Here is a 23,631-nt window from a genome sequence, read left to right on the forward strand (position 1 = left end):
GCTGCGTCAGCTAAGATCCTGAGTCCCAACGTACTGCACGGAGCCCTGCCATGAGCCACGATTCCTCGTCCGACCCCCTCGAATTTGTGCGCAACATGTGGGGCAACATGGGCTTCTCGCTGCCCGGCATGGTCACCCCGACGCTGGATGTGGACGAACTCGACAAGCGCATCGAGGACATGAAAGCCGTCGAAGGCTGGCTCAAGATGAACCTCAACATGCTGCAGATGAGCATCCAGGGGCTGGAGATGCAGCGCGCCACGCTCTCGGCCATCAAGGCCATGGGCGAGGCCACCCGCCAGAAAGGGCCGGAGGCTTCCGAAAGCAGCGGCACCGGCGGCGCCTTCAACAATGCCGCGCTGTGGTCCTGGCTGCAGGCCATGAGCGGTGGCGCGGCCGCCAGCGAACCAGCCGCTGCCGAGCCGGACGAGGCCGCGGCCGAGGCGCCCGTACCGGAGAACAGCGGCAATCCCTTCGTCGACGCGGCCACGGCCGCCACCAATGCCGCGGCCAGCGCCGCGATGTGGCCCTGGCAAATGATGTCCGAAAAATCGCCGGAATCCCCGGCCACGCCCGCCGCCGCGCCCGCCAAGAAACCTGCGGCGAAGAAGCCGGCCACCCGCAGCCGCAGCAAGACAGCGACCGGCACCGCCGCGCCGCGCAAGCGCAGCACCACCGCCAAGAAAGCCCCGGCCGCGCCCTCGACCCGCAAGAAGGCCTGAGCGTCTGAGGCGGCCGACCGGTCAGCCGCGCAGCAGGCTCAGCCAGTAGGTCATGGTCGGTACCGCCAATACGGTGGTGGCCGAAATCAGCCAGGCCACCCCGGGGCCGTCGCCGCCCATGCGCATGGCCAGGATGTAGGCCGAGGACGCCGACGGCAGCGCCGCGAACATCACCACCACGTCGCGCGCCACGCCGGTCAAGCCCAGCCAGGGGGCGACGAACCAGATCACGGCCGGCAGGCAGAGCAGCTTGACCGCCATGATCCACCCCATCCCCAGCCAGCGCCCGCCGGCCTGCCCCCAGCGCAGGGCCGCACCCACCGCCAGCAGACCCAGCGCAATCGAGGCGTCCGCCAGGCGACCGAGAAAGGCCTGCGCCGGCGTCGCCAGCGTAGCCCCGGTCAGGTTGAAGGCCAGCCCCGCCAGGGTGGCCAGGATCAAGGGGTTTCTCGCCAGCTCGCGCCATACCCCGCCCTGTCCATGGCGCGCCATCAGGCTGACCGCCATGACGTTGGCGAAGGGCACCATGGTGCCGCACAGCACGCCCATGGTGGCGATCCCTTCGGCGCCGTGCACCTTGCCCGCCACCGCCATGCCGATATAGGTATTGAAGCGAAAGGCGCATTGCACGCGCGAGGCAAAGGCCATCGCCGACAGCCCGGCCAGCGCGCGCCCGGCCAGTCCGAGCGCAAAGCCGCTGCCCATCACCACCAGCCCGGCGAGGAACAGCGGGAGCGTCGTGTCGACATCGATTTGCGCCCGCGCCAGCGCGCCGAACAGCAGGGCCGGGAAGAGCACGAAGTAGACCAGCTTTTCCAGACCGCTCCAGAACCCGTCGACAAACCCGCCATAGCGGCGCAAAACCGTGCCGAGCAGGATCAGCGAAAAATCGGGCAGGAGGAGCAGGAAGGTATCCATGCGCACGAGAATACCCGCCCCACCGGTGGCTGGGATATCCGTAACGAACGCATTCGTCGTCGCTGCTGCATCCAATTGGCCGGCTGCGCCGTACAGGTAGCACGGGCGGCATCCTGCCCCCTGTCACCTCAACGGAGCACACCATGGACACGACCCTCATCGATCTCTCCCCCACCCGCCTCGAACGTCGCCGGTTGCTCGCCGCCGGCGGCCTGTTCGCGCTGGGCGCCACGGCAGCCATCGGCCTGGCAGCCCCCGGCCGCGCCCTGGCCGGCAAGGCGACGATGACCGACGCCGACGACCTGGCCATCCTCAATGTGGCCCTCGGGCTGGAATACCAGGCGATTGCCGCCTACCAGGTCGGCGCCGAATCCGGCCTGCTGACAAAACCGGTGCTCGACGTGGCGCTCAAGTTCCAGGGCCATCACAAGGCCCATGCCGAGGTGCTGGCCGGCACCGTCGGCAAGCTCGGCGGCACGCCGGCGATGGCGATGCGTACCGAGGACTACCGGTTTCCGGTCGACACGCTGAAGGATCAGGCCGACGTGCTGCGCTTTGCCGCCGGGCTGGAACAGGGCGCCGCCAGCGCCTACCTGGGCGCGGTGCCGCAGTTTTCGAATCGCGCACTGGCCCGCGCCGCCGCCAGCATCCTGGGCGACGAAACCATGCACTGGGCGATCCTGCTCAACGTGCTGGGCGAAGACCCGGTACCGGCCGCCTTCATCGGCTGACACCGCATCTGACGGGCTGCCGGGGGATCGCCGCGAGGGCGGCCCCCCCACCACCGGGGCCATTGAACGCAACCGCCTCGCCGCCGGCAGGGCCTGCCTCACACCGCGCCGATGGCGCCGACCAGGATCACCGGGCCGGTCGGCGCGCCGGTGGGCGAGCCGCCGGCCGGTTCGACCGAAACGGCCAGTTTTGCCCCTGCCTGCAACCGGCCGACCAAGGCTGCGGGCACCGGCAGCTGCGTGCCCAACTGTCCCATCACCGCCACCGACACCGGCGCGCTGCCATCGGGCGGCAGCAACCACAGCTCGTAGCTCTGTTGCGGCCCGGCCTCGACTGGGCGCGCCGGCGCCAGTGCCAGCCAGCGGCCGTCGTCGGACAGCGAGGCCACCACCGCCGCCCCGCCCTGGCCGCTGGCCAGGGTGGCGATCGGGCGCATGGCCGGTGCGGGCGCCGACCGGTCGATCATGACGACGCCGACCCACACAGCCAACGCGGCGCTCGTCGCCAGCGCCCAGCCGCGCCACACGCCCACCCGCGCATACCAAGGTTGGCGGTAGCGGCGCAGGTCGAGGTCGCGCGCGATGCGCTGCCAGGTGGGTGGCGTCGGCGGCATGCGGAAGGCCTCGCTCGGCTGTGGCGTGAACCGGTGCTGCCAATGCTGCAGGCGCAGCGCCACGCGCGGCTCCTGGGCGCAGGCGCGCTCGAAGCGCGCGCGTGCCGGCCCGCGCAGCGTGCCGAGCAGATACTCGCCGCACAGGGCATCCAGATGAGGCGACTGACCAAGCTTCATGACACCCCCATGCAGCTGTCGACGCAGTGCTTGAGACTTTGCAGCCCCCGTCGCACCCAGGATTTGACGGTGCCCAGCGGCGTGGCCAGATGGTCGGCCAGCTCGCCGTGGCTGAGCCCGTGCAGATAGGCCAGCACCAGCGCCTGACGCTCGCGGCCCTTGAGTTCGTCGAGGCAGCCGCGTAGCCAGTGACGCATCTGCGCCTGATCGGCCTCGTCCTCGGAGGAGGCCGACCAGTCGAAGAGCCGGTCGAGCGCGCCCTCGCTGTCGTCGAGCGTGCTCACCCGCGCCACGTCGGCACGGCTCACCGTGTCGATGGCGCGGTTGCGCACGATGGTCGCCATCCATGCCACCGGCCGCGTGGCCACCGGATCGAAGCGTGTCGCGGCATGCCAGATCTTGATGAAGGCGTCGTGCAGCACTTCCTCGGCCAGCTCGCGCCGGCCGGTGATCTTGAAGGCCACGCCCAGCAGCACCGGGGCGGTGCGCTGGTAGAGTTGCTCGAAGGCCGCGGCATCGCGCGCGGCGCTGAGGAGAATCAATCGTCGGATGTCGATGTCGTCGAGCATGGCCTCGTCCCGGCGCGCCCCATGCGCCGTCTACGCCCTGTACGCCTATCCGCCCGATCTGGATGCACGCGCGCGCAACTCGGCCGCGTCGGCATCGGCCGCCGGCGCGGCGGTCGCCTCACCCAGCGAAAACTCGCTCAGGCCGAAGGGCGGGGCGAACTGGCGCATGCCGCCGACCTCGACGACCATGCCGCGCGCCTGGATCTGCGGATGCTGCAGGCTCTCGTGCAGGCGCAGCACGGGCGTGACACAACAATCGACGGCATCGAACACCGCCGTCCATTCGGCCAGCGTACGGCCGCGGAAGATCGCTTCGAGCTGGGCGCGGGCATAGCGCCCCTGCTCGCCGACGCTCAAGTGATACGGCTTGAGATCGGGCCGGCCGAGAGTGTCGCAGGTCAGTTGCCAGAACTTCTCTTCGAGCGCGCCGACGGCCATGTGGCGGCCGTCCAGGGTCTCGTACACACCATAGCAGGGCACGCCGCCGGTGAGCAGGTCGTCGCCGCGCGGCCGGGTCTGGCCGTGGGCCAGCACTTCGGCCATGGGAAAGATGGCATGGGCCAGCGCGGCGTCGGTCATGGCCACGTCCACATGCCGCCCGCGGCCGTTGGCGCGCGCATCGATGACGGCCGCCAGCAGCCCCACCAGCGGGGTCAGCGTGCCGCCGAGCAGGTCGGCGATCTGCAGGTTGCTCAGTGCTGGCGGGCCGCCGGCGCTGCCGATCTGGTCGAGCACGCCGGCGTAGCCGAGGTAGTTGATGTCATGGCCGGCGCGCTGGGCATAGGGCCCGGTCTGACCGTAGCCGCTGATGCTGCCGTAGACCAGGCGCGGGTTGCGCGCGCTGAGCGTGGCGTAGTCGAGGCCGAGTTTGGCCATCACGCCGGGGCGAAAGCCCTCGACCAGGATGTCGGCCGTATCGACCAGGCCGAGCAAGACGGCCTTGTCGGCCGGGTCCTTGAGGTCGAGCACCAGGCTTTTCTTGTTGCGGTTGACCAGCTGAAAGAAGTAGCTGGTGTCGCCATGCATGGCGCCCATGCGGCGGGCGTAGTCGCCCACGCCGGGGTCTTCGATCTTGATCACCTCGGCACCGAGGTCGGCCAGGTGCAGGGTGGCCAGCGGGCCGGGCAGCAGGCGGGTGAGGTCGAGGACGGTCATCCCGGCCAGGGGTTTATTGCGTTCGGTCATGGGCTCATTCCGTGGGGCGGCGCGGGCGGGAGCGCTGGACCTGGATGCGACCGGATTCCATGTCGTACACCCAGCCGTGCACCGCCAGTTTGCCGGCATCGGCCGCGCGCGCCACGAAGGGGTAGGCGAGCAGGTGTTCGAGCTGCAGGCTGACGTTTTCTTCGACGATCAGGCGCAGGCGGGCGTCGGCATCGAGCTGCCGGCCCTCGGCGGCCAAGCGGGCATCGACCCGGTGCGCCGCCTCGCGCGCACTGTTGAGCCAGATCGGCACGTACTGGTCATGCTCGCTGGCGGCGTCGAGCGCCTGGATGCCGCCGCAACCGTAGTGGCCGCAGATGACGATGTCGGGGATGTTGAGGTGGTTGATGGAAAACTCGAGCACCGCGGAGAGATTCCAGTCGGCACCGGCGACGATGTTGGCGACGTTGCGATGGACGAAGATCTCGCCCGGGCGGGTCTGGGTGATGGTGTTGACCGGCACCCGCGAGTCCGAGCAGCCGATCCACAGCACCGTGGGGTGCTGCGCCTTCGACAGCTCGGCGAAGTAGTCGCGCTCGCGCTCGAAGACGGTGTCGACGAAGCGCTTGTTGCCTTCGAGCAGATCGCGGATCACGGCAGTCTCCTGCAGGGGTTGGAGAGGTCCTTCACGCCCCTATCCTCGGCACGGCGGGCCCGCGTGTCTACTCGTAGCTGCGGATGTCGTCGATCACCTTGCCGTCGTTGGGCAGCGTGCCGGCCGCGCAGAAGGCCACTTCGCCGCGCAGCTTGGTCGTCTCGCGCAGGGAGGCGACGATCTGCTCGCGCAGCGCCGCATCGTCGGCCGCCTCGCAGCACAGCGTCATGCGATCGGTCAGGCCGGGGTTGTCGACCACCAGGCGCGCACGGGCGATCTCGGGGTGGCGCTTGACCACCGCGGCGATCTGGCCGGGGTGCACGAACATGCCCTTGACCTTGGTGGTCTGGTCGGCCCGCCCCATCCAGCCCTTGATCCGCCGGTTGGTGCGCCCGCAGGGGCTGGCGCCGGGCAGGATGGCGGAGAGGTCGCCGGTGCCGAAGCGGATCAGCGGGTAGTCCGGGTTGAAGGTGGTCACCACCACTTCGCCGACCTCGCCGTCGGCCACCGGGTCGCCGGTGCCGGGGCGCACGATCTCGACCAGCACGTCCTCGTCGATGACCAGGCCTTCGCGCGCCGGCGTCTCGTAGGCGATCAGGCCGATGTCGGCCGTGGCATAGCCCTGGTAGGCGTGGATGCCGCGCGCAGCCAGGGCGTCGCGCTGGCTCGGCGGGAAGGCTTCGCCCGACAGGAAGGCCTTGCTCAGGTTGAGCGTGATGCCGGCCTCGTCGGCCTTGTCGAGCAGGATGCGCAGGAAGGACGGCGTGCCGGTGTAGGCCACCGGCTTGAGGTCGACCATCGCTTCGAGCTGCTGCTCGGTCTGGCCGACACCGCCGGGGAACACCGTGCAGCCGATGGCATGGGCGGCGGTCTCCATGATCGAGCCGGCCGGCGTCATGTGGTAGGAGAAGGTGTTGTGCACCAGGTCGCCTTCGCGGAAGCCGGCGGCGAACAGGGCGCGGGCGACCCGCCAGTAGTTCTCGCGCGCGCCTTCCGGCTCGTACAGCGGGCCGGGCGAGGCGAACACGCGGGCGCAGGCGGCGCCCCAACCGACGGCCGAGAAGCCGCCGAAGGGCCGCGCGGCCTTCTGCAGGTCGAGCAGTTCCGACTTGCGGATCACCGGCAACGTCGCCAGCGCCTCGCGCGTGGTGATGCTGGCCGGGTCCACCCGGGCCAGCAAGCCGGCGAAGGCGGCCGTGTTGGCCTTGGCATGGGCGATCTGGCGGGGCAGGCGGGCCAGCAGATCCCGCTCGCGCTCGGCGGGATCGCGGTGCTCTCTGGCGTCGAAGAAGTTCATGACATTCCTTGGTTCGATCGAAACGGATCGGGTGCGCCGCTCATGCGCCCCGACCGGCCGTAGTCGCGGCTCCGGCCGCGAAGGCAGCGCTCAGGACAGCCAGCGCTTGCGGCGGCGGTAGTGCTTGACGTCGCGGAAGCTCTTGCGCCCTTCGCCCGACAGGCCGAGGTAGAACTCCTTGACGTCCTCGTTGGAGGCCAGGTACTTGGCCTCGCCTTCCATCACGATGCGGCCGTTTTCGAGGATGTAGCCGAAGTCGGCATAGCGCAGCGCCACCATGGTGTTCTGCTCGGCGAGCAGGAAGCTGACGCTTTCCTTCTTGTTCAGGTCCTTCACGATCTCGAAGATCTCTTCGACGATCTGCGGCGCCAGGCCCATCGAGGGCTCGTCGAGCAGCACCATCTCGGGGTTGGCCATGATGGCGCGGCCGATGGCGCACATCTGCTGCTCGCCGCCGGAGGTGTAACCGGCCTGCGAGCTGCGGCGCTCCTTGAGGCGCGGGAAGTACTGGTAGACCATGTCCAGCGAACGCTTGATGCCGGCGCTGCCGTCGCCGCGGGTGTAGGCGCCGGTGAGCAGGTTCTCTTCGATCGTCAGGTGGCCGAAGCAGTGACGGCCTTCCATCACCTGGATCACGCCGCGCTTGACCAGGTCGGCCGGCGTCATCTGGTCGATGCGCGCGCCCTTGAATTCGATGTTGCCCTTGGTCACGTCGCCGCGCTCGGCGCGCAGCAGGTTCGAGATCGATTTGAGCGTGGTGCTCTTGCCGGCGCCGTTGGCCCCGAGCAATGCGACGATCTTGCCCTTGGGCACTTCAAGGGACACGCCCTTGAGCACCAGGATGACGTGGTCGTAGATGACCTCGACGTTGTTGACGCTGAGGTAGGGTGCGGCCTCGGTGGCCGCGGCAGTGTTCTGCATTGTCATTGTCATGTCTCTGCCGACTTGGTGGTGTCCCCTCCTCCCCCGCAAACTTCTCAAGAGAGGGTCCGCCGAACACACCGCGATGCGCTCGGCGGACCTTCCCCGCTGGGGGAAGGCCGCGCACGACCGGCGAGCCGGCCGTGCGTGCCCGTGCGATTACATCTCTTTCGAGCAATCGCGCGGGGTGATGCCTTTTTCCTTGGCGTAGGCCGCCGCGGACTCTTCGATCATGCCGCGGACCATTTCCTTGTCGGCCTCGATCCAGTCGGTGACGACGTTCCACTTGCTGCCGTCCCACTGCTGGTACTTGACCCTGCCGGAACCTTCGTGGTCCATGCAGCTGGTCTTGAGCGGCGGCAGGAAGCCGGTGGCACCCAGATCCGCCAGGCGCTTGTCGTCGAGGTCGAGGTTCTCGAAGCCCCAGCGCACTTGCTCGCCGGTCAGGGCCTTGCCCTTGCCGTACTTCTCCTGCGCCTTGCGGATCGCCTCGACGGTGATCAGGCCATGGACCACACCGCGGTTGTAGTACACGCTGCCGACACGGGACTTGTCTTCGAGGTTGCCCTTGCCCTTGGCGTAGACATGCGTCTCGATGTCCTTGATCACCGGGTAGTTGTCACCTGCCACGTTGTAGCCCGCGGCGGTGAAGCCCTTGGCGGCGCTGCCGGCCGGCACGGTGTCTTCCTCGGCACCGGACCACCACACGCCGAGCATCTTCTCGCGCGAGAAGCCAGTCTTGGCGGCGGACTTGAGCGCGGTCGGGTTCATCACGCCCCAGCCCCACAGGATCACCCAGTCAGGCTTCAACTGGCGGATCTGCAGCCATTGCGACTGCTGCTCGTTGCCCGGGTGGGCCACCGCGATCTTGGTCAGCTCGTAGCCGTAGCGCTCGGCCATCTTCTCCAGCACGGCATGCGGCTCCTTGCCGTAGGCCGAATCGTGGTACAGCAGGGCGATCTTCTTGCCCTTGAGCTTGTCGGTACCGCCTTCCTTGCCGGCGATGTACTTGATCATGGTGGTCGCCTGCGACCAGTAGGTGGTGATCAGCGGGAAGACATAGGGAAAGACCCGGCCGTCAGCCGCATCGGTGCGACCGTAGCCCATGGTCACCAGCGGGATCTTGTCTTTGGCGACCTTGTCGAGCACCGAGTAGGTGATGCCGGTGGACAAGGGCTGGAACACCGTGTTGCCGGTCTCGCCCTTTTCCTTCAGACGCTCGTAGCACTCGACGCCGCGGGCGTTGTTGTACTCGGTTTCGCACTCTTCCCAGGCCAGCTTGACGCCGTTGATGCCGCCGTCGCGCTCGTTGATCATCTGCATGTAGTCGATCCAGCCGCCGAAAATCCCGGAACCCCCGGCAGCGTACGGACCCACGCGATAACTCGGCAGACCGATGAACTGCTCAGCCGCGATCGCCAGGGACGAGCCCAGCAAACCCGCGACAGCAGCGCCGAGAATGACTGTCTTCTTCAGATTCATGTGTCTATCTCCTCTCTTTTTGATGTTGCCTGGGTAGATCGACCTGGCCGGCCGACCGGATTCCAGTTTAGTGCGGGAACGGCCACAGCCGCAGCTTCTCCTTGCCGATCTGCCACAGGCGCGCCAGCCCGTGCGGTTCGACAATCAGGAAGAACACGATCAGCCCGCCGAAGACGATGAGCTGAAGATTGGATACGAAACTGGCCGACACCAGATCGCCGAGCAGCACCGGCACCGTCACGTCGAGCGCGATCGGCAGCAGCACGATGAAGGCCGCCCCGAGGAAGGAACCCATGATCGAGCCGACCCCGCCGATGATGATCATGAACAGGATCTTGAACGACAGGTCGAGGTTGAAGCCCTCGGGCTCCACCGTGCCGATGTAGGTGTAGGCATACAGCGCGCCGGCCACACCGCAGTAGAACGAGGACACGGCAAAGGCGGTGAGCTTGGTGCGCATCAGGCGGATTCCGATCACCTCGGCGGCCACGTCCATGTCGCGCACCGCCATCCACATCCGGCCGGTGGTCGAGCGCACCATGTTCTTGGCCAGCAAGGCCATGACCACCACCACGAACAAGGTCAGCAGATACTTGGACACCGGTCCGTCGAAGGCGAAGCCGAGGATCTCGATCTCCTGCGCGGTGATCACGCCGGAGGATGAGTAGTTGGAAAACCACTCGATCTTGACCAGCGCCCAGACGATGAAGAACTGCGCGGCCAAGGTGGCCACCGCCAGGTAGAAGCCCTTGATGCGCAGGCTCGGCAGGCCGAACAGCACGCCCACCGCCGCGGCGCACAGACCGCCGAGCAGGATCGCCACCAGGAAAGGCATGCCGTCGATGCGCAGCATGAAGTTGTAGGCGCCGAAGGCCCCCACCGCCATGAACGCCGCCGAACCGAGCGACAGCTGGCCGGCATAGCCGGTCAGGATGTTGAGGCCGATGGCGGCCAGCGAGAAGATCAGCACCGGGATCAGGATCGCCTTGAGCCAGTACTGGTCGGCGAACAGCGGCACCGCCAGGGCGAAGAACCCGATCAGCAGCAATACGCCGACACGGTCCTGCAAAATCGGGAAGATCTGCTGATCTGCCTCATAACTGGCCTTGAACTGGCCGGCTTCACGGTAAAGCATGCGTTGTCTCCAATGTTGCCGCTCTCGTTGTTCGTATCCATCGCCCGGCGCCGGGGCGCCCCAAGGCGGGCGACGGCCCCCTCGGGGGGCAGCGCAGGGGCCTTGGCCCCAAGCGTGGGGGCTCACACTCTGTCAATATGTCTTTCGCCGAACAGGCCTTCCGGACGAATCAGCAGGAAGCCCAGGGCCAGGATGTACGGGAACCACGATTCGATACCGCCGCCGACGAAGGGGCCGACATACACCTCGGCCAGCTTCTCGGAGGCGCCGATGATCAGGCCGCCGACGATGGCACCCGGCACCGAGGTGAATCCGCCGAGAATCAGCACCGGCAGCGCCTTGAGCGCGGTGAAGGTGAGCGCGAACTGCACCCCGTTGCGCGCGCCCCAGATCATCCCGGCCACCAGTGCCACGAAGCCGGCCACGGCCCACACGATGACCCAGATGTGGCGCAGCGGAATGCCGATCGACAAGGCGGCCTGGTGATCGTCGGCCACCGCTCGCAGAGCGCGACCGATGCGGGTGTATTGGAAGAACAGCGCCAGCGCCGCCACCAGGATCGCCGCCACCGTCGCCGCGAAGACATCGAAGGACGAAATCAGGATGTTGAAGTTCTCCATCATGTATTCGATGGGTTCGTCCTGAATGCCCAGATCCAGGCCGCGCACGTTGGCGCCCCAGATGCCCTGGGCGATGCCCTCGACCAGGAAGGTCAGGCCGATGGTGGCCATGAACAAGGTGATCGGCGGCTGGTTGACCAGCGGGCGCAACACCACCCGCTCGGTGGCGATGGCCAGCAACACCATGGCCCCCAGCGAGAGCACGAAAGCCAGCCAGAACACCGCCCGGCCGCCTTCTTCCAGCCCGGTCCAGCCCGGCAACACTTCCAGAAAACCGACGAAGGTCAGCGCGGCGAAGAACACCATCGCGCCCTGCGCGAAGTTGAACACGCCCGACGCCTTGAAGATCAGCACGAAACCGAGGGCCACCAGGGCGTACAACACCCCCGAAAGCAAGCCGCCGATCAGCACTTCGAAAAAGAACTGCATGGTTAGTCTCCTCTTATCCCTTTTCGCGGCGCGCTCAGTGGCTGGTGCCGAGGTAGGCGGAAATCACGTCCGGGTTGTTCTTCACCTCGTCCGGTTCGCCGTCGCCGATCTTCTTGCCGTAATCGAGCACCACCACGCGGTCGGAGATGTCCATCACCACGCCCATGTCATGCTCGATGAGCACGATGGTGGTGCCAAACTGGTCATTCACATCGAGGATGAAGCGGCACATGTCCTGCTTCTCTTCCACGTTCATGCCGGCCATGGGTTCGTCGAGCAGCAGCAGGCTCGGCTCGGCGGCCAGCGCGCGGCCCAGCTCGACCCGCTTCTGCAGGCCGTAGGGCAGGCGACCCACCGGCGTCTTGCGGATGCTCTGGATTTCGAGGAAGTCGATCACCTCCTCCACTTTGCGGCGGTGCTCGATCTCCTCCTTGCGCGCCGCCCCCCAGTGCAGGGCGTGCTGAAAGAGGTTGCATGTCATCTTCAGGTTGCGCCCGGTCATGATGTTGTCGAGCACGCTCATGCCCTTGAACAGCGCGATGTTCTGGAAGGTGCGGGCAATGCCCTGCTTGGCCGCCTTGTGCGGCTCCATGTCGCGACGCACCTCGCCGCGGAAGGTGACCTGCCCTTCCTGCGGGTGATAGACGCCGTTGATGACGTTGAGCATCGAGCTCTTGCCGGCGCCGTTGGGGCCGATGATCGAGCGGATCTCGTGCTCGCGCACGTCGAAACTGATGTTGGTGAGCGCCTTGACCCCGCCGAAGGAGAGCGAAATGCCCTCCATCTTCAGGACGACGTCGCCGATTTCCCGTGCCATGTTGTCTCCTCGCGCTCAGGCGGCCGTCTTTGCGGCCTGCGGGGCGAAGGTCTTCGCCTCTTCGATCTTCAGGTCGGCAGCGATCTTGCCCTGACGACCATCCTCGTATTTCACTTCGGTCTCGATGTGCTGCTCGGTCTTGCCCGAGTACAGCGCATCGATCAGCACCGCATAGCGTTCCGAGACGAACTTGCGACGCACCTTGCGGGTGCGGGTCAGCTCGCCGTCGTCGGCGTCCAGCTCCTTGTGCAGGATCAGGAAGCGCTTGATCTGCGAGTCGGCCATCATCGGGTCGGCCGCCAGTTGTGCGTTGATCTCCTCCACGCACTCCTTGATCAGCTGCATCACCATCGGCTGGGCGGCCAGATCGGTATAGCCCGAGTAGGCCAGGCCGCGGCGCTCGACATAGTTGCCCACGGCTTCGAGGTCGATGTTGATGAAGGCGGTGACGAAGTCGCGCTCGTTGCCGAAGGCCACGGCTTCCTTGACGTGCTGGAAGAACTTGAGCTTGTTCTCGATGTAGTTGGGCGCAAAGATGCTGCCGCTGTTGAGCTTGCCCACGTCCTTGGCGCGATCGATGATCTTCAGGTGGCCGTCGTCATCGAAGAAGCCGGCGTCGCCGGTGAGGAAGTAGCCGTCCTCGTTGAGCGACTCGGCGGTCGCATCCGGGCGCTTGTAGTAGGCCTTGAGCAGCATCGGGCCCTTGACCAGGATCTCGCCGTTCTCGGCCAGCTTGACCTCCACGCCCGGCGCCGGCTTGCCCACCGAATCGAGCTTGATCTGGCCGTCCGGCTGCAGGCACACATAGGCGCAGGTTTCGGTCTGGCCATAGAGCTGCTTGAGGTTGATGCCGATCGAGCGATAGAAGCGGAACAGGTCCGGCCCGATCGCCGCGCCGGCGGTGTAGGCCACGCGGATGCGCGAGAAGCCCAGCACGTTCTTGAGCGGGCCGTAGACCAGCAGGTTGCCCAGCCAGTACTGGAAGCGATCGGCGGTCGACACCGGCAGCCCGTCGAGGATCTCGGCGCCGCAGCGCTTGGCCACCTCCATGAAGTGCCCGAAGATCTTGCGCTTGATCCAGCTGGCGTCTTCCATGCGGATCAACACCGTGGTGAGCAGGTTCTCGAACACCCTCGGCGGGGCGAAATAGTAGGTGGGGCCGATCTCGCGCAGATCGGTCATCACCGTCTCGCCCGATTCCGGGCAGTTGATGGTGAAGCCCGACACCATCGCCTGGGCATAGGAGAACAGGTGGTCGCCCACCCAGGCCATCGGCAGGTAGGAGAGGATGTCCTCGCTCTCGGTGAGCTTGTCGAACTGGCAGCCGCCCTTGGCCGACTGGATGAAGGCGTCGTGCGTCTGGCACACGCCCTTCGGCTTGCCGGTGGTGCCCGAGGTGTACAGCATCACCGACACATCGTCCGGCTGGCCCTTGCGGATCTCGCCGTCGAGGAAGTCCGGCTGCGCCTTGTCATGCGCCGTGCCCATCGCCTGCAACTCGTCCAGACCGAGCAGGAAGGTCTCGGCGTAGTGGCGCATGCCGCGCGGATCGTCGTAGATCACATGCTCGAGCAGCGGTGCCTGCTCGCGGATCTCGAGCATCTTGTCGACCTGCTCCTGATCCTCGACCACCACGAACTTGATCTCGGCATCCTGCAGCACATAGGCCATTTCCTCGGCCACCGCGTCCTGGTACATCATCACCGGGATGCCGCCCAGGCACTGGCAGGCCGCCACCGACCAGTACAAGCGCGGCCGGTTGTCGCCGATGATGCCGAGACGGTCGCCGCGCTTGAAGCCCAGCTCGGCCAGACCGCAGGCGATGGCGCGCACGTTCTGCGCCACTTCCGCCCAGCTATAGGTCTGCCAGATGCCGTATTCCTTCTCGCGCATCGCCGGCCGGTTCGGCCGCTGTTGAGCATGCTGCATCAACAGGCGCGGAAATGTGTTCAGTTCATCCTGCCCACGGGGGTCCGACATGCCCGTCTCCTCCTTTGGTGTCTCTTGTCTTTTTGCCGCGGCGCCGTGGTGTTGTTGGCGTCCGGGGGGCCGGGGGCCCTTTTCGAGGCTGGAGTCTCGCAGCGCATGTTTGCGCAACTATTTTCAGAATGTACGCAATTGTGACAATTGCGCCCCGCCGTCACGACAGCTGCCACACGGCATACGCAAGCGGGTTAAAGTAGGCACTCCATCCGCCCGACCGACGACGACGCCCGTGACCCGCCTCACCCGTTTTCTTCGCTACGCCCTGGTGCCCTGGCGCGCCGCGCGCAAATGGGGCGACGACCGCTGCGCCACCTATGCCGCCGCGCTCGCCTACTACTCCGCCTTCTCGCTGGCCCCGGTGCTGGTCATCGCCGTTTCGGTGGCCGGGCTGATCTTCGGCGCCGACACCGCCAGCGAGCGCATCGTCGGCGAACTCGAAGCGCTCATCGGCGCCGACGGCGCCCGCCTCATCGCCCGCCTAGTCACCGCCAGCCAGCAATCCGGCCAGGGCGGACTCGCCGCGGCGGTCAGCACGCTCGTCACGCTGATCGGCGCCACCGGCCTGTTCGTCCAGATGGGCCACGCCTTCGAAGCCGTCTTCGGCCATCCGTCCCGGGATCGCAGCGCCTGGATGAAGCAACTCATCGGCCGGCTGCGCGGGCTCACCGTGGTCATCGGCATCGGCTTCCTGCTGATGGTCTCGCTGGTCGCCAGCGCCGCCATCCTGGCCGTGGGCGAATACGCCACGCGCGGCATCCAGGCGCTGCTGTGGCTCGCCACCGCGCTGCAGATCGGCATCTCGCTGGCCCTGCAAAGCAGCATGATCGGCATCATCTACAAGGTATTGGTGCCCACCCGGCTGTCGACCCGCGCCCTGATGATCGGCGCCGTGCTCACCGCCGTCCTGTTCGAGGTCGGCAAATGGGCCATCGGCCTGTACCTGGGCCGCAGCAACACCGCCGCCACCTTCGGCCCGGCCGGCTCGCTCGCCATCGTGCTGCTGTGGGTGTACTACGTGTCGCTGATCCTGCTGTATGGCGCTGAGATCACCTTCCAGCTCAACCGCATCGACCATGTCGGCGACCGGCATTTCCGGCGGCAGAAGAAACAGAAAAAGGCGGCCGCACCGCGAGAGGCGCCGGAGGCGCTAGTCGAGACGCCCGCCGCCGAGGCCACCCCCGCCCTGCTCAAACCCCCCGCCACCGAAGGGGCGCCCAGCCGGTAGCCCGGTCGAGGGCCGAAGGCCCGACACCGGGATCACGGCCCACGCAACCACCGACCCCGGATGTCGCGGCGCGCGACCCGGGCTACGCCCCGATTCAAACCGCCGACCGGCAAAGAGCCGCCTGCATAACAAGGCGCGACGCCCTCAACTTCTCGGCGACTCGAAACACCGCGCCCGCGCGATCTCGTAGTCGAGACGCACATCCTTCGCACCACGCATCGCCGCGGCAAACGCAGCATCTTCCGTCGACTCAGTCGCCGAGCGCGCCATCACAGCCTGCCGCGACGCCTGCATCGCCCGCACCAACTGCTCGCCCACCCGTGCCGCACAGCCCGACGCCGGCACCCGGGCCACCGTCTGTTCGGCCTCGGCCATTTCGCGGATCGGGCCGGCCGCCGCCTCGCCCGGCGCCTTCAGTGCGGCATCGAGGGCGCGTGCCCAGCGCCGATCCGCGCGGTCGTACTCGGCAAAGGCCGCCTGCACCCGCGCCATGGCCTGGCGCTTGTCGTAGATGTCGTAGCCGGTCCGCCCCATGAACGCCAGCACGAAGAGCACCACGCCGATCAGCACCCACGGTATCCGGCGTCGCTTCGGCACGCCTGCTCGATCTGTCATCATTGCCCTCATGGCCATCCATTCGCCGACAGTCTGACAGCATGTCGGCCGGCGGCGGGCAAAAGGACGGTTTCCGGCGCGGTGCAAGATCGTCCGACGGCGCCCGGATGGCGCTGCGCTGCATCCCCTCGGCCCCCAGGAGACCCGCATGCTTCTCGACACCCCGATCTGCGACTTCGGCTGGCAAGCCCCCGATTTCACGCTGCCAGACCCCGACGGCATGTCCTACACCCTGTCCGAACAGCTGGGCGACAAGGGCGTGCTGATTGCCTTCATCTGCAACCACTGCCCCTATGTGCAAGCCATTGCGGACCGCCTGGCCGACGACGCCCGCACGCTGCAGGCCGAGGGCATCGGCGTGCTGGCCGTGATGTCGAACGACGCCACCCAGGTGCCGCTCGACAGCCCGGCGAACATGAAGCGCTTCGCCGCGGAACACGGCTTCAGCTTTCCCTATCTGGTCGATGCGACCCAGCAGGTCGGTCGCACCTACGGGGCGGTGTGCACGCCGGACTTCTTCGGTCTGAACAAGGACGGCGAACTGCAGTACCGCGGCCGCCTGGACGATGCCGGCCGGGGCAATCCGACCAAGCGCAACCGCGAACTGGTCGACGCCATGCGGCTGATCGCTGCCACCGGGCAAGGCCCGCGCGAGCAAACGCCCAGCATGGGCTGTTCGATCAAGTGGCGATGAGCCCGCCCGCGGAAGCCGCCAGGCGGCATCCGGGGGCGGTGCGGGCGCGCATCACAGCTTGAAGGCGGCGAACTTCTCCATCGTGCTGCGCGACACCAGGGCCACCTGGTCCACCGTCTTGCGCGCTTCGCGCAGGGCGGCATCGGTTTCCTGGACCCGCCCGGTGATGCCCTCGGTGTTCTGCGCGATGGACGAGGTGGCGCTGCGCTGTTCGTTGATCGACAGGGCAACCTCGCTCATGCGGTTGGCCACGGCGGTGATCTTGCTGCCGATCTCCGAAATCTTGCCGCGCGCGTCTTCGGTCAGGCTGACGCTGCTCTCCACCGTCGCGACGGTCTGCTCCATGAAGCCGACGGCCTGCTGCGTTTCGTCGCGCATGCCGTCGAGCATGGTGGTGATTTCCAGCGTGGCCTTGCCGGTGCGCTCGGCCAGCTTGCGCACTTCGTCGGCCACCACGGCAAAACCGCGCCCCTGTTCGCCGGCACGGGCCGCTTCGATGGCGGCATTGAGCGCCAGCAGATTGGTCTGGTCGGCGATCTCGCGGATCACCCCGACAATGCCGGTGATGTCGCCCGAGCGGCGGTCCAGGCCGCCGAGCACGTCGGCCAGCTCGCGCACCCGCCGGGCCGCTTCGACAGCCTGCGCGGCAATGGTGGTCACGCCCTCCGCGGTGGCCACGGTCAGCTCACCCGTGCTGTGCGCCAGCGCTTCGGCATCGTTGCTGTTGTCGGCGATATGGGAGACGCTCACCGTGATCTGCTCGACGCTGGCGGCGTTGGCGGTGGTGATATCGGCCAACGCCTCCGAGCGATCGGAGATGTCGTTGATGCTCGCTTCAAGCTTTCGCACGCCATCGGTCAGCTTGTCCGCATCGCCGAGCAGCTGACGGAACATCCCGCCCAGGCTGTCCAGCAGCTGGTTGAAACTGGCCGCCATCTGGCCCAGTTCGTCCTTCGAATTGATCGGGAGACGAACCGTCAGGTCACCCCCGCCAGCCGACAATTCCTTCAAGCGCGCATTCAGGTTGCGCAGCGGCGTGAGCACCAGCTTGGGCATCAACAGCAGCACCGCGAGTATCGTGGCCACCACGACCGCGCTGATGACCAGCGTGCCGACATAGGCGGCATGGGCCGAGCTTTCTGCCCGCGCTTCGCTGGTCGTGGCCCCATTGACCACGATTTCGGACAACTTGTCGATCTGGTCGCGCATGCTGTCGAACTGCTTGGCGGCCTCGCCAAAGCTCAGGCTGCGCGCTTCGGCAACGGCGGCCTCGTCGCCGCTTTTGAGCAAGGTGACGATCCGGTCGCTGCTGGCCTCCCAGGCTCGCCGATCGCTTTCGTACTGTTTGAGCAGCGGGGCGGTCGCCGCAGCGGTGGCCGGCAACTGCGCGACGATGGCGGCGAACTTTCCGACACGGGTCGCGGACTGCTGTCGGTTTTCGTCGATTTGCGCCTGCCATTTGGCGTGCTGCCCATCGTTGCCGGAGCTCAGCCAGGAGCGTTCCGCCACGAGCACCTGGTAGAGATCCCGATCGGCTTCGAGCAGCACCGAAATGGCCGGCAAGTAGCGGGCACCTACTTCAATGGTGAGCGCCTCGGCGTTTCTGGCGCTGTGGATCCCGAACACGCTCAGCACGAGGGACATCGCCCCCATGAAGAGGATCGGGCCAATGATCTTCCAACGGACGGACAGGTTCGAAAGCATGGCGGTTGTTCTCCTGGTGGCTCATGGGCGCACGCGGTGTCTGGGCGGATCGTTCGGCGGTGACACGCCAAACGCCCTGCGCACCACGGCGTGCTTTTTTATTTGATTGCGACGCCCCCGGAAGCAACTGAAGGGGTTATCTATACCGTTCGTCGTATATCGGTGACGCATCGGCACCCGCCTACGCCCCACCCGGACGGGCAGCGAGCGCACGTCGCCACCGCGAATCGCTTTGCCCTCATCGTCCCCGTTTACCGCCAACCTGACAGACAGTCTTCCTGGATTCCACCGCGCGGCATCCGGGCGACGAACCTGATTCTTCACCCATGACGCGGGTCCAGCACACACGCCTTTTGAGATGCCCCACAAACCAATATCAAGGACGCCGCCGGACCACCCACAACCCCACAACCGTCATCAGCGTCACGACCGGAATGCTCACAGCAAGCCCGATCAAGATTTCAAGGTCAGCCACATCCTCGGCATTCTGGGCACCGTATGCGTCAAGCAGATAGCTGACCCAAGGCCCGGGCAGCGCGGGAAAGATGTCGGGATAAGCAAACCATAGACGCGTCAGGGCGACGGAAGCAGCCGCTATCCACGCGAGCACGGCCAGGACCAGGAACAGGCGCTTCACGAGACCACCACCTTGCCGTATGCCTTCAAGAGAGTCCCCGGAACAGGCACCGGTACTGAGCCCCGGATGAGCGCCTGAAGATGCTGAAACCCAGACGCCGAATCGACCGTGATGCAGCCTTCACTGATGCCAAGCGGTCCTTTCGGATGCAATCTGAACTGGCCTCTCTTCACTGCATCGCAATAGGTTTCGTCATCAATGCGACCATCGTTGGCATAGAGCGCAAACCACATCTTCCGGTCACTGAAGAGATCCCGGAACGCACCGAGCAGGCCGCCCGACTGGCGATCGAGGATGAAGTAGGTACCTGGCGGGATTGGGCCGACACCGGAATGACAGGCGAACTCCCGCCTGTTCGCATGGTCGCCACGGCGGAGAAGGCCGCAAAGGCCTGCCCCCGACAACGCAGTTCGCTCATCGGCTCTCCATTCAACGCAAATGTGCAATCGATCAACGCCATCGTCCTTTAAAGGCTCTTTCTGGTCACAACCCTCATTGCGCCACCACCCAGGTGCTACGGGCATTCTGGGCGACGCACCACAACGAATCCATGGACGACATTAGCATAATTTCGAGCCATGGCCTGAAGCGCCGGTTCCAGCCTTTACTTGCAATCTCTGATTGCCTTGGACAAAATAACCAAGCGCTTGCTTGCTTAAAAATTAATCGAAAAACGGAGACCCGATGACCGCCCCCGCCACGCCCCCCTACCCACACCTGCTCGCCCCGCTCGACCTGGGCTTCACCACCTTGCGCAACCGCACGCTGATGGGCTCGATGCACACCGGGCTGGAGGAGGAGAAAAACGGCTTCGAGCGCATGGCCGCCTTCTATGCCGAGCGTGCGCGCGGCGGCGCGGGGCTGATCGTCACCGGCGGGTTTTCGCCGAATCTGGCCGGGCGGGTGTATCACTTCGGCTCGCAGCTGAGCTTTTCGTGGCAGGTGAAAAAGCATCGCATCGTCACCGACGCGGTGCATGCTGAGGGCGGCAAGATCGCGCTGCAGATCCTGCACACCGGCCGCTATGGCTACCACCCGCTGTGCGTGGCGCCGTCGGCGCTGCGTGCGCCGATCAACCGCTTCAAGCCACGGGCACTCACCGGCTGGGGCATCCGCCGCACCATCGCGGCCTACGCCAAGTGCGCCAAGCTGGCGCAGGACGCGGGTTACGACGGGGTCGAGATCATGGGCTCCGAGGGCTACCTGATCAACCAGTTCATCGCGCCGCAGACCAACCACCGCGCCGACGAATGGGGCGGCAGCTTCGAGAACCGCATCCGTTTCGCGGTCGAGACGGTGCGCGCCACGCGCGCCAAGGTGGGGCCGAACTTCATCATCATCTTCCGCCTGTCGATGCTCGACCTGGTCGAGGGCGGTAGCAGCTGGGACGAAGTGGTGGCGCTGGCCAAGGCCATCGAGGCGGCCGGCGCGACGATCATCAACACCGGCATCGGCTGGCATGAGGCGCGCATTCCGACCATCGCCACCATGGTGCCGCGCGCGGCCTTTGCGTGGGTCACGCAGCGGCTCAAGGGCGAGGTGACGATCCCGCTGATCACCACCAACCGCATCAACACCCCGGAGGTGGCCGAAGAGGTGCTCGCTTCGGGCTGTGCCGACATGGTGTCGATGGCCCGCCCCTTCCTCGCCGATGCCGACTTCGTGAACAAGGCGGCGGCCAACAAGAGCGACGAGATCAATACCTGCATCGCCTGCAACCAGGCCTGCCTGGACCATATCTTCAACGGCAAGCTGACCTCCTGCCTGGTCAACCCGCGTGCCTGTCACGAGACCGAGCTGGTCATCGAGAAGACCACCGCGCCGAAGAAGGTGGCGGTGGTCGGCGCCGGCCCGGCCGGCATGGCCTGTGCCACCACCGCCGCCGAGCGCGGCCATGCGGTGACGCTGTTCGACGCGGCGGACCGCATCGGCGGGCAGTTCAACATCGCCAAGCGAATCCCCGGCAAGGAAGACTTCAACGAGACCCTGCGCTACTTCGGCAAGCGCATCGAGACCACCGGCGTGGCGCTGCAACTGAATACGCGGGTCGCCCCCGAAACGCTCACGGCCGCCGGCTTCGACCATGTGGTGCTGGCCACCGGCATCACCCCGCGCACGCTCGACATCCCCGGCGCCGACAGCGACAAGGTGGCGAGCTACCTGGACATCATCGAGGGGCGCAAGACGGCCGGCGACACCGTGGCCATCATCGGCGCCGGCGGCATCGGCTTCGACGTGGGCGAGTTCCTCACCCACAGCCATGACGCGCGCAGCGAGGCCGAGCGCTTCAACCGCGAGTGGGGCATCGACCCGAGCTATGCCAACCGCGGCGGGCTGGCCGAAGCGGTCGATGAAAAAGCCGCGCGCCAGGTATTCCTCCTGCAGCGCAAAGCATCGAAAGTGGGCAACGGGCTGGCCAAGACCACCGGCTGGATCCGCCGCACCTTGCTCAAGAAGCGCGGCGTGATGATGATCCCCGGCGTGAGCTACGAAGCCATCACCGACACCGGACTCAACATCACGGTCAATGGCGAAGCCAAGACGCTGCCGGTGGACACCATCGTGGTCTGCGCCGGGCAGGAGCCGCGCCGCGAACTGCTCGCCCCGTTGGAGGCGGCCGGCATTCCGGTGACGTTGATCGGCGGCGCCGACGTGGCCGCCGAACTCGATGCCAAGCGGGCCATCGACCAAGGCACCCGCGTCGCGGCGGCGCTCTGAGCATGCCGCGACGCAAGACCGAACCGGCCGCCGAGGCCAACCGCCGCACCGAGGTGCTGCGTGCGGCGGCCCGCTTGTTTGTCGAAAAAGGCTTCGAGGCCACCACCACGCGCGACATCGCCGAAGCCGCCGGCATGCGCTCGGGCAGCCCCTTCTACCATTTCAGGAGCAAGCTCGATCTGCTCAAGGCGGTGATCCTCGAAGGCCTGGCCGCCAGCGAGGCGCGCCAGCAGGCGGCAATTGCCGGCGTCGACGATCCGCTCGACCGCCTGCACCGGCTGGTACGCGCGCACCTGGGCAGCCTCTTCGAGCATGACACCAACGCCCCGCTGCTGATCGGCGAAACCCGCGCCCTCGACGCCGCCGCCCGGCGCCAGATCGCCGAGGCCTTCGACCGCTACCAGATCCCCTGGCAGCAGACGCTGGACGCGCTGGTGGCGCAGGGCACCCTCACCAGCGCCGCGCCGCCGCTGCGGCTGTGGCTGTTCGGCATGCTCAACTGGAGCACCCACTGGTACCGGCCCGACGGCGCCATGACCCTGGACGCGCTGGCCGACAGCGCCGTGGCGATGCTGCTCGGGCAGGCGCCGGGCTGAAGCGCCCTCCCCCGCGATCCGGGCCAGGCTGGCCGCCGCTGCGACATGCGTCACGCCGCAGCACGCCGGCCGCGCTTCGGCTTGGGCATGGATGCGGGTTAGACTGGGAGCGTCCGAGCCCCGCCCGATGAGGAGCCGATGCCCATGACACCCAAGGCGTTCACCCGCCCAGCCCATGCCACCACCTGGATGAGCCTGTTCCTGGCGCTGGTCGCCGTGCTCGCGGCCTTTCTCGCCCCACAACTCGAACATGCCTTTCGCGCCAATGCCGCCTTCAACGGCGTGATCCTCCTGGTGCTGGCGGTCGGCATCGGGGTCAACCTGCGCCAGGTGTGGCGATTGCAGCGCGAAGTGCTGTGGATCGAAGCCTTCGAACCGCGCCGGGACGGTGGCGAAGGTGGCAACGCCGGCACCTCGCGCCCGGTGCTGCTGGCGCCGATGGCCCGCCTGCTGACCAGCCGCGACAACGGCCGCGTCCACCTCTCGCCGGCCTCGATGCGCAGCATCCTCGACAGCGTGCAGATCCGCCTCGAAGAGCAGCGCGACTTCTCCCGCTACCTGATCGGCCTGCTCATCTTCCTCGGCCTGCTCGGCACCTTCTGGGGCCTGCTGGCGACCATCCGCTCGGTGGGCGACATCATCGGCGGCATGAGCGTGGGCACCGACCCGGTGGCCATGTTCGACACCCTCAAGACCCGCCTCGACGCGCCGCTGTCGGGCATGGCGACCAGCTTCTCCACCTCGCTGTTCGGCCTCGGCGGCTCGCTGGTGGTGGGCTTCCTCGACCTGCAGTCGGGCCACGCGCAGAACCGCTTCTACAACGAGCTGGAAGAATGGCTGTCGAGCATCACCCGCCTGCCCGCCTCCGGCCTCGGTGGCGACGAGGGCAGCGTGCCGGCCTATGTGCAGGCCCTGCTCGAGCAGACCGCCGAGTCGCTGGAGCGCATGCAGCGCTCGACCGCCGACTCCGAACGCGAGCGGCGCGCCACCGGCGAGCACCTGTCCGAGCTCAACACCCAGCTGACGCGCCTGTCCGATCTCATCTCGCGCGAGTCGCGCGACTTCACCGCGCTGGCCAGCAGCCAGGATGACCTGGCCGGGCTGGTGCGCCACCTCGCCCACCAGCCCGACGCCAACGCCCAATTCACCGAAGAGCTGCGCGCCGAGCTGCGCCTGCTCTCGCGCACCATCGCCGCGGCGCTCGACGGCCGCCGGGCCGACTGAGC

Annotated in this window: 23 protein-coding genes; 7 read left to right on the top strand and 16 right to left on the bottom strand. The window is 66.9% G+C overall.

Annotated features, from left to right (window positions below; translation table 11 throughout):
* Positions 1 to 50 precede the first annotated feature (50 nt).
* Complete coding sequence (locus I8J34_RS25195) at positions 51 to 722, top strand: PhaM family polyhydroxyalkanoate granule multifunctional regulatory protein (protein WP_370661881.1); 672 nt, start codon at positions 51 to 53, stop codon at positions 720 to 722.
* 21 nt (positions 723 to 743) lie between these two features.
* On the opposite strand, the gene I8J34_RS07395 is transcribed toward I8J34_RS25195, so the two are convergent.
* Positions 744 to 1,640 (bottom strand): AEC family transporter, encoded by an 897-nt coding sequence (locus I8J34_RS07395; RefSeq protein WP_214360756.1) that lies wholly within the window; start codon positions 1,638 to 1,640, stop codon positions 744 to 746.
* A gap of 143 nt (positions 1,641 to 1,783) precedes the next feature.
* Between I8J34_RS07395 and I8J34_RS07400 the strand changes: the two genes are divergently transcribed.
* Positions 1,784 to 2,371: a ferritin-like domain-containing protein gene (locus I8J34_RS07400; RefSeq protein WP_214360757.1), complete on the top strand. Its 588-nt coding sequence runs from the start codon at positions 1,784 to 1,786 to the stop codon at positions 2,369 to 2,371.
* A gap of 98 nt (positions 2,372 to 2,469) precedes the next feature.
* Here the strand turns inward: I8J34_RS07400 and I8J34_RS07405 are convergent, their stop codons facing one another.
* From I8J34_RS07405 to I8J34_RS07455, 11 genes are all read right to left on the bottom strand, one after another.
* Complete coding sequence (locus I8J34_RS07405; protein WP_214360758.1) at positions 2,470 to 3,162, bottom strand: anti-sigma factor; 693 nt, start codon at positions 3,160 to 3,162, stop codon at positions 2,470 to 2,472.
* Positions 3,159 to 3,731 carry a sigma-70 family RNA polymerase sigma factor gene (locus I8J34_RS07410; RefSeq protein ID WP_214360759.1) on the bottom strand — a complete coding sequence of 191 codons (573 nt, stop codon included), beginning with the start codon at positions 3,729 to 3,731 and terminating at the stop codon, positions 3,159 to 3,161. Before I8J34_RS07410 ends, I8J34_RS07405 begins: the two co-directional genes overlap by 4 nt.
* Before the next feature lie 45 nt (positions 3,732 to 3,776).
* Positions 3,777 to 4,916 (bottom strand): CaiB/BaiF CoA transferase family protein, encoded by a 1,140-nt coding sequence (locus tag I8J34_RS07415; protein ID WP_214360760.1) that lies wholly within the window; start codon positions 4,914 to 4,916, stop codon positions 3,777 to 3,779.
* A 4-nt stretch (positions 4,917 to 4,920) separates the two neighbouring features.
* Positions 4,921 to 5,529: a carbonic anhydrase gene (locus I8J34_RS07420; protein ID WP_214360761.1), complete on the bottom strand. Its 609-nt coding sequence runs from the start codon at positions 5,527 to 5,529 to the stop codon at positions 4,921 to 4,923.
* Positions 5,530 to 5,596: 67 nt separating this feature from the next.
* On the bottom strand, positions 5,597 to 6,826 hold the full coding sequence (locus tag I8J34_RS07425; RefSeq protein ID WP_214360762.1) for a phenylacetate--CoA ligase family protein: 1,230 nt from the start codon (positions 6,824 to 6,826) through the stop codon (positions 5,597 to 5,599).
* A 90-nt stretch (positions 6,827 to 6,916) separates the two neighbouring features.
* On the bottom strand, positions 6,917 to 7,747 hold the full coding sequence (locus tag I8J34_RS07430; protein ID WP_214360763.1) for an ABC transporter ATP-binding protein: 831 nt from the start codon (positions 7,745 to 7,747) through the stop codon (positions 6,917 to 6,919).
* A gap of 159 nt (positions 7,748 to 7,906) precedes the next feature.
* Complete coding sequence (locus I8J34_RS07435) at positions 7,907 to 9,229, bottom strand: ABC transporter substrate-binding protein (protein ID WP_214360764.1); 1,323 nt, start codon at positions 9,227 to 9,229, stop codon at positions 7,907 to 7,909.
* A gap of 67 nt (positions 9,230 to 9,296) precedes the next feature.
* On the bottom strand, positions 9,297 to 10,364 hold the full coding sequence (locus tag I8J34_RS07440; RefSeq protein WP_214360765.1) for a branched-chain amino acid ABC transporter permease: 1,068 nt from the start codon (positions 10,362 to 10,364) through the stop codon (positions 9,297 to 9,299).
* Between the two features lie 122 nt (positions 10,365 to 10,486).
* Entirely contained in the window at positions 10,487 to 11,413 is a 927-nt protein-coding gene (locus tag I8J34_RS07445) for a branched-chain amino acid ABC transporter permease (protein ID WP_214360766.1), read from the bottom strand.
* 34 nt (positions 11,414 to 11,447) lie between these two features.
* On the bottom strand, positions 11,448 to 12,230 hold the full coding sequence (locus I8J34_RS07450) for an ABC transporter ATP-binding protein (RefSeq protein WP_214360767.1): 783 nt from the start codon (positions 12,228 to 12,230) through the stop codon (positions 11,448 to 11,450).
* A gap of 15 nt (positions 12,231 to 12,245) precedes the next feature.
* Positions 12,246 to 14,210: an AMP-dependent synthetase/ligase gene (locus I8J34_RS07455; RefSeq protein ID WP_214360768.1), complete on the bottom strand. Its 1,965-nt coding sequence runs from the start codon at positions 14,208 to 14,210 to the stop codon at positions 12,246 to 12,248.
* A 235-nt stretch (positions 14,211 to 14,445) separates the two neighbouring features.
* Between I8J34_RS07455 and I8J34_RS07460 the strand changes: the two genes are divergently transcribed.
* Positions 14,446 to 15,441, top strand: coding sequence for a YihY/virulence factor BrkB family protein (locus I8J34_RS07460; RefSeq protein ID WP_214360769.1), 996 nt, complete (start codon positions 14,446 to 14,448; stop codon positions 15,439 to 15,441).
* 144 nt (positions 15,442 to 15,585) lie between these two features.
* Here the strand turns inward: I8J34_RS07460 and I8J34_RS07465 are convergent, their stop codons facing one another.
* Positions 15,586 to 16,038, bottom strand: coding sequence for a hypothetical protein (locus I8J34_RS07465; protein WP_214360770.1), 453 nt, complete (start codon positions 16,036 to 16,038; stop codon positions 15,586 to 15,588).
* A 166-nt stretch (positions 16,039 to 16,204) separates the two neighbouring features.
* Here I8J34_RS07465 and I8J34_RS07470 point away from each other — a divergent pair, with 166 nt between their 5' ends.
* Positions 16,205 to 16,750, top strand: coding sequence for a thioredoxin family protein (locus I8J34_RS07470; RefSeq protein WP_214360771.1), 546 nt, complete (start codon positions 16,205 to 16,207; stop codon positions 16,748 to 16,750).
* 51 nt (positions 16,751 to 16,801) lie between these two features.
* Here the strand turns inward: I8J34_RS07470 and I8J34_RS07475 are convergent, their stop codons facing one another.
* The 3 genes from I8J34_RS07475 to I8J34_RS25085 form a co-directional block, all read right to left on the bottom strand.
* The gene (locus tag I8J34_RS07475; RefSeq protein WP_214360772.1) at positions 16,802 to 18,454 is read right to left on the bottom strand and encodes a methyl-accepting chemotaxis protein; all 1,653 of its coding nucleotides are present in this window, start codon (positions 18,452 to 18,454) and stop codon (positions 16,802 to 16,804) included.
* Positions 18,455 to 18,830: 376 nt separating this feature from the next.
* Entirely contained in the window at positions 18,831 to 19,091 is a 261-nt protein-coding gene (locus tag I8J34_RS07480; protein ID WP_214360773.1) for a hypothetical protein, read from the bottom strand.
* On the bottom strand, positions 19,088 to 19,615 hold the full coding sequence (locus I8J34_RS25085; protein ID WP_353525761.1) for a DUF2778 domain-containing protein: 528 nt from the start codon (positions 19,613 to 19,615) through the stop codon (positions 19,088 to 19,090). The genes I8J34_RS07480 and I8J34_RS25085 overlap by 4 nt, the downstream gene beginning before the upstream one ends.
* 160 nt (positions 19,616 to 19,775) lie before the next feature.
* On the opposite strand from I8J34_RS25085, the gene I8J34_RS07490 reads away from it, so the two are divergent.
* The 3 genes from I8J34_RS07490 (at position 19,776) to I8J34_RS07500 (ending at position 23,629) form a co-directional block, all read left to right on the top strand.
* Positions 19,776 to 21,809, top strand: coding sequence for an NADPH-dependent 2,4-dienoyl-CoA reductase (locus tag I8J34_RS07490; RefSeq protein WP_214360775.1), 2,034 nt, complete (start codon positions 19,776 to 19,778; stop codon positions 21,807 to 21,809).
* Between the two features lie 2 nt (positions 21,810 to 21,811).
* Positions 21,812 to 22,405, top strand: coding sequence for a TetR/AcrR family transcriptional regulator (locus I8J34_RS07495; RefSeq protein ID WP_214360776.1), 594 nt, complete (start codon positions 21,812 to 21,814; stop codon positions 22,403 to 22,405).
* 144 nt (positions 22,406 to 22,549) lie between these two features.
* Positions 22,550 to 23,629: a flagellar motor protein MotA gene (locus tag I8J34_RS07500; protein WP_214360777.1), complete on the top strand. Its 1,080-nt coding sequence runs from the start codon at positions 22,550 to 22,552 to the stop codon at positions 23,627 to 23,629.
* Positions 23,630 to 23,631: the final 2 nt, after the last annotated feature.

This window comes from Denitromonas iodatirespirans (genome assembly GCF_018524365.1).
Classification (GTDB): Bacteria; Pseudomonadota; Gammaproteobacteria; order Burkholderiales; family Rhodocyclaceae; genus Nitrogeniibacter; species Nitrogeniibacter iodatirespirans.

Excerpts from the sequence above, each read along its gene's own strand:
- I8J34_RS07450 (WP_214360767.1), bottom strand. The coding sequence starts at position 12,230 with ATGGCACGGGAAATCGGCGACGTCGTCCTGAAGATGGAGGGCATTTCG.
- I8J34_RS07475 (WP_214360772.1), bottom strand. The coding sequence starts at position 18,454 with ATGCTTTCGAACCTGTCCGTCCGTTGGAAGATCATTGGCCCGATCCTC.
- I8J34_RS07445 (WP_214360766.1), bottom strand. The coding sequence starts at position 11,413 with ATGCAGTTCTTTTTCGAAGTGCTGATCGGCGGCTTGCTTTCGGGGGTG.
- I8J34_RS25085 (WP_353525761.1), bottom strand. The coding sequence starts at position 19,615 with ATGCCCGTAGCACCTGGGTGGTGGCGCAATGAGGGTTGTGACCAGAAA.
- I8J34_RS07500 (WP_214360777.1), top strand. The coding sequence starts at position 22,550 with ATGACACCCAAGGCGTTCACCCGCCCAGCCCATGCCACCACCTGGATG.
- I8J34_RS07440 (WP_214360765.1), bottom strand. The coding sequence starts at position 10,364 with ATGCTTTACCGTGAAGCCGGCCAGTTCAAGGCCAGTTATGAGGCAGAT.
- I8J34_RS07470 (WP_214360771.1), top strand. The coding sequence starts at position 16,205 with ATGCTTCTCGACACCCCGATCTGCGACTTCGGCTGGCAAGCCCCCGAT.
- I8J34_RS07400 (WP_214360757.1), top strand. The coding sequence starts at position 1,784 with ATGGACACGACCCTCATCGATCTCTCCCCCACCCGCCTCGAACGTCGC.
- I8J34_RS07495 (WP_214360776.1), top strand. The coding sequence starts at position 21,812 with ATGCCGCGACGCAAGACCGAACCGGCCGCCGAGGCCAACCGCCGCACC.
- I8J34_RS07425 (WP_214360762.1), bottom strand. The coding sequence starts at position 6,826 with ATGAACTTCTTCGACGCCAGAGAGCACCGCGATCCCGCCGAGCGCGAG.
- I8J34_RS25195 (WP_370661881.1), top strand. The coding sequence starts at position 51 with ATGAGCCACGATTCCTCGTCCGACCCCCTCGAATTTGTGCGCAACATG.
- I8J34_RS07415 (WP_214360760.1), bottom strand. The coding sequence starts at position 4,916 with ATGACCGAACGCAATAAACCCCTGGCCGGGATGACCGTCCTCGACCTC.
- I8J34_RS07405 (WP_214360758.1), bottom strand. The coding sequence starts at position 3,162 with ATGAAGCTTGGTCAGTCGCCTCATCTGGATGCCCTGTGCGGCGAGTAT.
- I8J34_RS07490 (WP_214360775.1), top strand. The coding sequence starts at position 19,776 with ATGACCGCCCCCGCCACGCCCCCCTACCCACACCTGCTCGCCCCGCTC.
- I8J34_RS07435 (WP_214360764.1), bottom strand. The coding sequence starts at position 9,229 with ATGAATCTGAAGAAGACAGTCATTCTCGGCGCTGCTGTCGCGGGTTTG.
- I8J34_RS07455 (WP_214360768.1), bottom strand. The coding sequence starts at position 14,210 with ATGTCGGACCCCCGTGGGCAGGATGAACTGAACACATTTCCGCGCCTG.
- I8J34_RS07395 (WP_214360756.1), bottom strand. The coding sequence starts at position 1,640 with ATGGATACCTTCCTGCTCCTCCTGCCCGATTTTTCGCTGATCCTGCTC.
- I8J34_RS07410 (WP_214360759.1), bottom strand. The coding sequence starts at position 3,731 with ATGCTCGACGACATCGACATCCGACGATTGATTCTCCTCAGCGCCGCG.
- I8J34_RS07430 (WP_214360763.1), bottom strand. The coding sequence starts at position 7,747 with ATGCAGAACACTGCCGCGGCCACCGAGGCCGCACCCTACCTCAGCGTC.